The organism is Marinagarivorans sp., from assembly GCF_982758155.1.
The window spans coordinates 1-6,482 of the sequence record NZ_CEXWTU010000258.1 but is presented as its reverse complement, the minus strand read 5'-3'; the positions used below and the strand labels follow the sequence as shown (position 1 = coordinate 6,482).

The following is a 6,482-nucleotide window of genomic DNA, read 5'->3' as shown; positions in this document are numbered from 1 at the left end:
AACCTGTGACCTACGCCTTGTAAGGGCGCCGCTCTACCAACTGAGCTAACCACCCGAGGAGTGTCGCGCATTCTACAGTCTGCGCTTGGCATGTCAAACATTTTTAGTAAAAAAACTTAAAAACGCAAAATATGCTTATAATTCAATCAATTAGACTGTTTTTTTAACCTTTCAATTGGGAATATAGAGCTCAAAAACACCCCCGCCCAGCGGCTCGCCATTGCGCAATACAATTCGGCCAACGCCACGCTTAGATTTATGCATGGAAGCGATAATACTCGCGAAATACAAACCAAGCTGGGTACTGTCGCCGCTCCCTGATTGTAACTCTTCAGGGTAATCCATCATCCCAGCAGGAAAACCATCCCCGTCATCCGCAACCATTAAGCGCAGCACGCCCTCTTCGGACCGCGCCGCTAACATGATTTTATTTTTCGTGTAACGGCAACCGTTAACGAGCACATTCTGAATCACACTTCCCACTAGGTCAGCATCGAAATAGGCCTCTAAATCAGAATCGCAATCGAGCACCAACTCAACGTTTCGGCTTTCGATCAGAGGGTGATTCCTCGCAACCTGATCCTCCAACACATCAATAACAAAGTGCTGGTCCACATGCATAGGTAGCCGTTTTTGCTGCAGCCTATAAATAGATAGCAACTGCACGAGCTCATTATTAATTCGAGAAGCTTCGTAATGCAGCGTATTCATCTGCTGGGATTGCTCGGTATTTTCTATCGGCATGCCCTCTAGCACCTCCTGCAAAGAAGCCATTAGCATGCTGACGGAGTTCTTCATGTCGTGCACGCTAGACGCCAGCACCGTTGAAAAATCGATGTCGTTCGGTTCAATCATACAGCCCTCCCATTCGGCTACCCGTTAGTGCGCCACTCATAGCTCAACTGCCCCTATGCATTGAACATTGCATTCAATTTTTTATAGCGTGAAAATTGAGAGTGCTCTTCATCAACAGACTCCCCTATTGCCTTAAGTGCGCTATCCGCAGCCATTTTAATTCGCACATCCTTATCGCCACCTTTTATTTTGCCGATAAGCGCCTGAACGATATTAAGCTGAATACCAATATGCCTTGGAAATAAAACCTGCGCCCTCTCAAAGCAAGTAATCGCATCGTCAAACAAAGCGCTATTATAAAGTTCGATACCCTCCCGGTTAATCTGAGCAACGAGCGCTCGATTCGCCTCACTAACAGGCTCGTTAAGCAGCTCATCAAGGCGCTCTAAAGCCTCTTGGTCGTAGGTGTAATGCTGAATAAGGCTGTGAACCAACTCATCGGCACGCTCTGCATCGCCGATTGTTTGCAGTGCTTTTACGCGCGCAATATCTGTTTCGATATCCTGAGGCAACTTGGCATAGCTCTGCTCCGCCTTTTCAACCGCCTGACGCCCCGCGAGTGCATGTTTAGCTAAAAATTGCAGACGCCCCTGCAAAAATTGTAGCCGGAGAAGCTGTTCGGGACCGACATCAAAATGATGGGTAGCATCCGACAACATTTCCAACGCCTCTTGCGGCAACCTTTTATTATTATCGAGCACCGGCTCTGGTGATGACGCCGTCGCCATCCCGAAGCGGTATGCGTCATCCCACGAGCCATGGCAACTCTCTCGACCCAAACGAACACACTCACGCAATGCCTTTAAGGCTGTTGGGTAGTCACCGTTTTTTTCTGCGATATTGGCAAGATTTTTTTGCCTGAGAATGGACATCGGTGAAACCAGTACCGATTGCGCGATGGCATCTTGCAGCTTAGCCGTATCGTCCCGCAAAAACCAATTGCTTGCCATGCCGTCGTAAGCCGGTAAATACAAGGGGTTTTGATTAGTTAATTCACTAAATGCCGCGCCCGCAGCCTCTAACTGCCCTTTAGCCTGGTGAACATACGCCAAGCCTAACCGGGCCCAATCTAGGGGCTTTGTTTCGAGCACCTTCTGATAAAGTTTTTCGGCCTTTGTCAGCTCTTCAAATTCGACAAACAATTCACCGAGGAATTTCTGCGCAGGAAGCGCAACGCGGCCGCCACCAAGGGCTATGCGCGTTAGTATTGCCATAGCCTGCTCGGGCTCTCCTTTATCAAGGCAGCGATAAGCCGGCCGCATGGCTTCACGCTGCTCTAGCAGGCGGCCAATGCGCCGCTCAAGCATTTGGGTATTAATCGGCTTTGCAAGGTAGTCGTCTGGCGTGCAATCGTAGGCAGCCATAACCGCCTGCTTAGAAACATCTGCCGAGATAAGAACAAAAAGGGATTCACGATCTATAAGCTTTTGGTGTCGCATGGCTTCCAGCACCCGCTGACCGTTTTTACCGACACCTAAATCGTAGTCACACAAAATGACATCGAATTTTTTGTTTTTACAAATTTCAAGCGCTTCGAGGCCATTGCTGGCCGTTAGAATATTGGCCACACCCAGTGAATTTAGCATGCCATTAATTGTCGTACGGAAACTGCTAAAGTCGTCCACGACCAAAAACCGCAAATTACCGTACGCAAAGCCGCCCATTCAGCCCCCTATTTTCATCACCACTTAAGTGTAGTCAAGGTGTTGCAATATGGGAGGCTATTTCACAACTTCCAATAAGGGCATTAACCTTCAATGGCCGCGATGGGCACTAAAACACCTTTGGCTCGGTTGTTACAATCAAACGTATAGCCGATAACTGTAAATGAGTCTGTGCGTTTAAAGCGTGCAGCAACTTTTGCTCTTTACTGGCGAGGCTATCAACTTCCGACATATCAATAGCCGGATTCTTTTTGGCCAACTGCGTTAAACGATTTTTCTCTTGCGAGAAAAAAGCCGTGATTTTGGCACTAGCCGATTCAATAAGACTCACTTTATGAACCTCAGAAAAAGTCTCAGCCTTGGCATACCAAGCCGGCATCTCCAATTTCTTGCTTTGAATAATCTTGCGCGCTAATTTTTTATCAACATGCGTTAACGACTGCTGCAATTGGCTTTCACCCAGTACTGACGCTAAATCTTTATCGCTGATATCCAGCGTTAAAGTACGCACAGAATAGCTATCCAAAAACGGCAAGCATTCACTGGAATACTCAGACTGCACAACAACATCAAAACAAGCTTCTAACAAGCACTTACCCGCTGGCAGTTGCTTACTGGGTAGCAGCGCAACACAGGCTGAACCCAACTCGCTGTGATGGAGCAACTCCCACAAACCGCTAATAAAGGGCGAATCCCATGTCATAAAAACGACATCTTCCCGAACACAAGCAACGCTTCGCTCGAACGCCACCTCAAACCCTTCGGGCGGAATACTCGGCAACGAAGGTAGCAGCATATTATCAGCAGGAATCAGCGAATAAGTTCCATTGCCAAGATCCTCGAAATGGAAATTTAAAAGCTCACTCGCCAGCTCAACCAACTCTACTGGCGTAGATTGCTCAAATTCAGTGATTCGCTCAACCAACTCATTCGACAAAGGTTGCCGACAGCTGTTTCGCTCCAACAAGGCATCACGGCCATCGCGAATTTTAGCTTCTAGTATGCCTACCTGAACCTTAGCATCTTGCTTTATTGAATCGGTTAAATCAGCAAACGTGCCGGGGAAGCACTGCTCGTGCACGCTGCCCGCAGCAGGATTTTGGCGCCCAACACAATCGAGCACTTCGTGATACCAATGCCAACGCAAAGCGTTTTCATCAGGCTCGCCAGCTTCATCAGCGCCGATCAAGGCATGCACGCTAACATCGCTTGTTTGACCTATTCGATCAAGACGCCCAATGCGCTGCTCTAGCATGTCGGGGTTTTCGGGTAAATCGAGGCAGACCAAGTGATGGCTAAATTGGAAGTTACGCCCTTCACTGCCAATTTCAGAGCACAATAATACCTGAGCACCCTTTTCAAAATCTGCGAAATAGGCCGCGGCGCGATCGCGCTCAATCAGATCCATATCTTCATGGAAAAGCGCTGGGTCAATACCATGTTTCTGCCATAAATAGTTTTCACAGTCGATGACTTGCATTTTCTCATGACAAATCACCAAGACTTTTTCATCGGGGTTAGCCTTTAAAAACCGGGCCAACCACTCGAAACGATCCTTCCATTCTGGGCCGCCAATCTTATGCGCTTGCGGCAGACGACCAGGAAAGCCCTTTACCGATGCACGCACGTTGCGGAACATCACACGCCCCACACCATGGCAATCAAGTACCTGATCTAGCAGCGCATCGTCATCGAGGGAAGCATCTAAATCGAAACGTGAAATCAATGCGTCGCGCGTTGCCGGTAAGTCTCGGATTAATCCATTCAATTCTGCATAGCCAGACTCTTCTTGTGTAAGAGCCTCTAGGCTGGTGTACTTATCGGGGTCTAACAATTGTAAGCGTGCAAAGTGGCTCTCGAAACCTAACTGCTCAGGAGTCGCGGTAACCAAGACCATATGCAGACATAAATCGGAAAGGGCCTGAAGCACTTCAAAACCCGGGGTGTTGGGTTGAATGTGGTGCGCCTCGTCGGCAATAACAACATCGAACTCGGCGGTGAGCAGGCTTTCGGTCTCTTCCACTAGTGCGGACTGCTTCAAAATATGAATCTGGCCCTGCTCAAAATCATAACCCGGCCCATCATAAATACCCGGTGTTAAGCTAAAACGGCGAATGAGCTCGACAAGCCATTGCACTTGAAGCGCATCGGGTACGATGATTAATGCCCGCTTGGCTCGCTCCAACTTCAGTAGCCGACTTAAGATCATGCCCGCTTCAACCGTCTTACCCAGACCAACTTCGTCAGCGAGTAATACCCGAACGCGATCACGATCGCAGGCGGTGTGCGCCACATACAGCTGATGGGGTATTAAGCTAGCACGAACCCCCAACAAACCGTTTAAACGAGAGCCCCACACCTTTGCCATTGCAGCATCTAGCTCGCGACGGAAATAAAACCACTTGGCCTTATCAAGCTGCCCTGTCATTAAGCGCATAAACGGCTGATTCAGTTGTATTTCTGCGCTAACTTGCGTCTCGGGTATCAAGCCTTCTGTACCGATATCGTAGATCATCAAGCCTTGATGGTCTTTCACTTCAAGCACGCGGTGCTTTTCGCCATCCGCCAAAGTGATTTCGTCATCTTGCGCAAACACGATACGTGTCAACGGCGCCTGCCCTAAAGCATACATCCGCTCGCAATTTGCCAACGGGAAAAAAATCGACACGGAGCGAGCCTCAATCGATACCACAATTCCCAAACCTAATTCGGGCTCAGAATCGACAACCCACCGCTGCCCCTGTACAAATTCAGACATAATTTTGTTTTAAACCACCAACCAGATAAGCCGTTCGCGCTCATTTACCCACAAAAACTGTAAGCAACATAAACACTGCAGCATTAAGAAAGGGGCGCAATTGTAAGTTTTAACGCCTAGAGGCACAACAACCGATGGCGTAAAGTGACGCGGTTTACGGTTCGGTTTAACCTAAAAAAACGTAGTTGTGGATGAAAAAGAGGCATATTCCCTTGCCGCGCGTTAGGTGCACTGAGTAAATGCGTAGACTTTGATGGTTCAACTGCGGCTTTTAGGTTTAGGGGCTTGTATCTAACGCTTGAGGCGTAGGAAAAGTAGAGACTGCACTTAAGGGCACCATAAACACTGGGATTTGAGCCAGCTGCAACACTTTACTCACCACCGATCCAAGACCTGGCGTTTCGCCACCACCATCACTACAGTTGCCAATGACGATAATGTCGGATGCATTTTCTTTGGCATATTCAATAATTGTTTTTGCTGGCGCCCCAGCTTTAACCACAATGTCACTCAGGTAGCGGCTAAACTCTACTCCAAACTCATCATCCAAAAGACGCTCAAAAGCCTGCTCTCGAATTGTTTCTAGCAAACCATCTACATGCGCATTACTCAGCACTTCATTTTTAGTCTGCTCCGAACAACGACTATTCACCACTGCAGCTGCCAATGCATCTATCGGCGGTACAACGTGTAACACAACAATTTTTGCATTGAACTGCTGAGCTAACTGCTCGACATAAACCAGTGAATAGGCACTTAAAGCACCTAAGTCACTCGCATATAATATAGATTGAATCATTACTGCCCCTACTGCCTTAGGCACTTACGCCAAGGGCCTACCACTCAACATCTAAGCAAGAGAAACTTTTCTTTTGCTCTTTTATTTAGCCTAGCAGTCACCAAAATCATCGTGATGCTTTCTTCTTTCAAACCGACGAGCAACATATGGCCTCAATGCATTACTCATCACTATTTATTGCTGATACTGCATATCAATATTTCAGAACGCACACGGGAAGCACACAGGAGGAAGCTTGATTCCTTAAGAGAAAAAAATGGAATTACACCGTAAAAAAAGCGTTAATAGATGCGACCTAAGGGCCGAGGAAAAAATACTTTATCCAATAATACTTGCCTCCTGCGTCCTCAACAGCGTTGCTCAAAGCGTTACATACCCCGGTATGCGCCCCTTCAAGCGCCTTGCT

The 6,482-nt window shown here is 47.8% G+C and carries 4 protein-coding genes; all 4 read right to left on the bottom strand.

The genetic code is table 11. The features are described 5' to 3' along the window. Nucleotides 1–171: 171 nt before the first annotated feature. Complete coding sequence (locus AC3A8L_RS18805) at nucleotides 172–855, bottom strand: sensor histidine kinase (protein WP_487963816.1); 684 nt, start codon at nucleotides 853–855, stop codon at nucleotides 172–174. Between the two features lie 53 nt (nucleotides 856–908). Further along, nucleotides 909–2,519, bottom strand: coding sequence for a response regulator (locus AC3A8L_RS18800; RefSeq protein ID WP_487963815.1), 1,611 nt, complete (start codon nucleotides 2,517–2,519; stop codon nucleotides 909–911). Nucleotides 2,520–2,628: 109 nt separating this feature from the next. Continuing rightward, a complete protein-coding gene (locus AC3A8L_RS18795; protein ID WP_487963814.1) occupies nucleotides 2,629–5,277 on the bottom strand; it encodes a helicase-related protein in 2,649 nt (882 codons plus the stop codon). Nucleotides 5,278–5,554: 277 nt separating this feature from the next. Beyond that, nucleotides 5,555–6,076, bottom strand: a complete 522-nt coding sequence (locus AC3A8L_RS18790; RefSeq protein WP_487963813.1) for a universal stress protein — start codon at nucleotides 6,074–6,076, stop codon at nucleotides 5,555–5,557. Nucleotides 6,077–6,482: the final 406 nt, after the last annotated feature.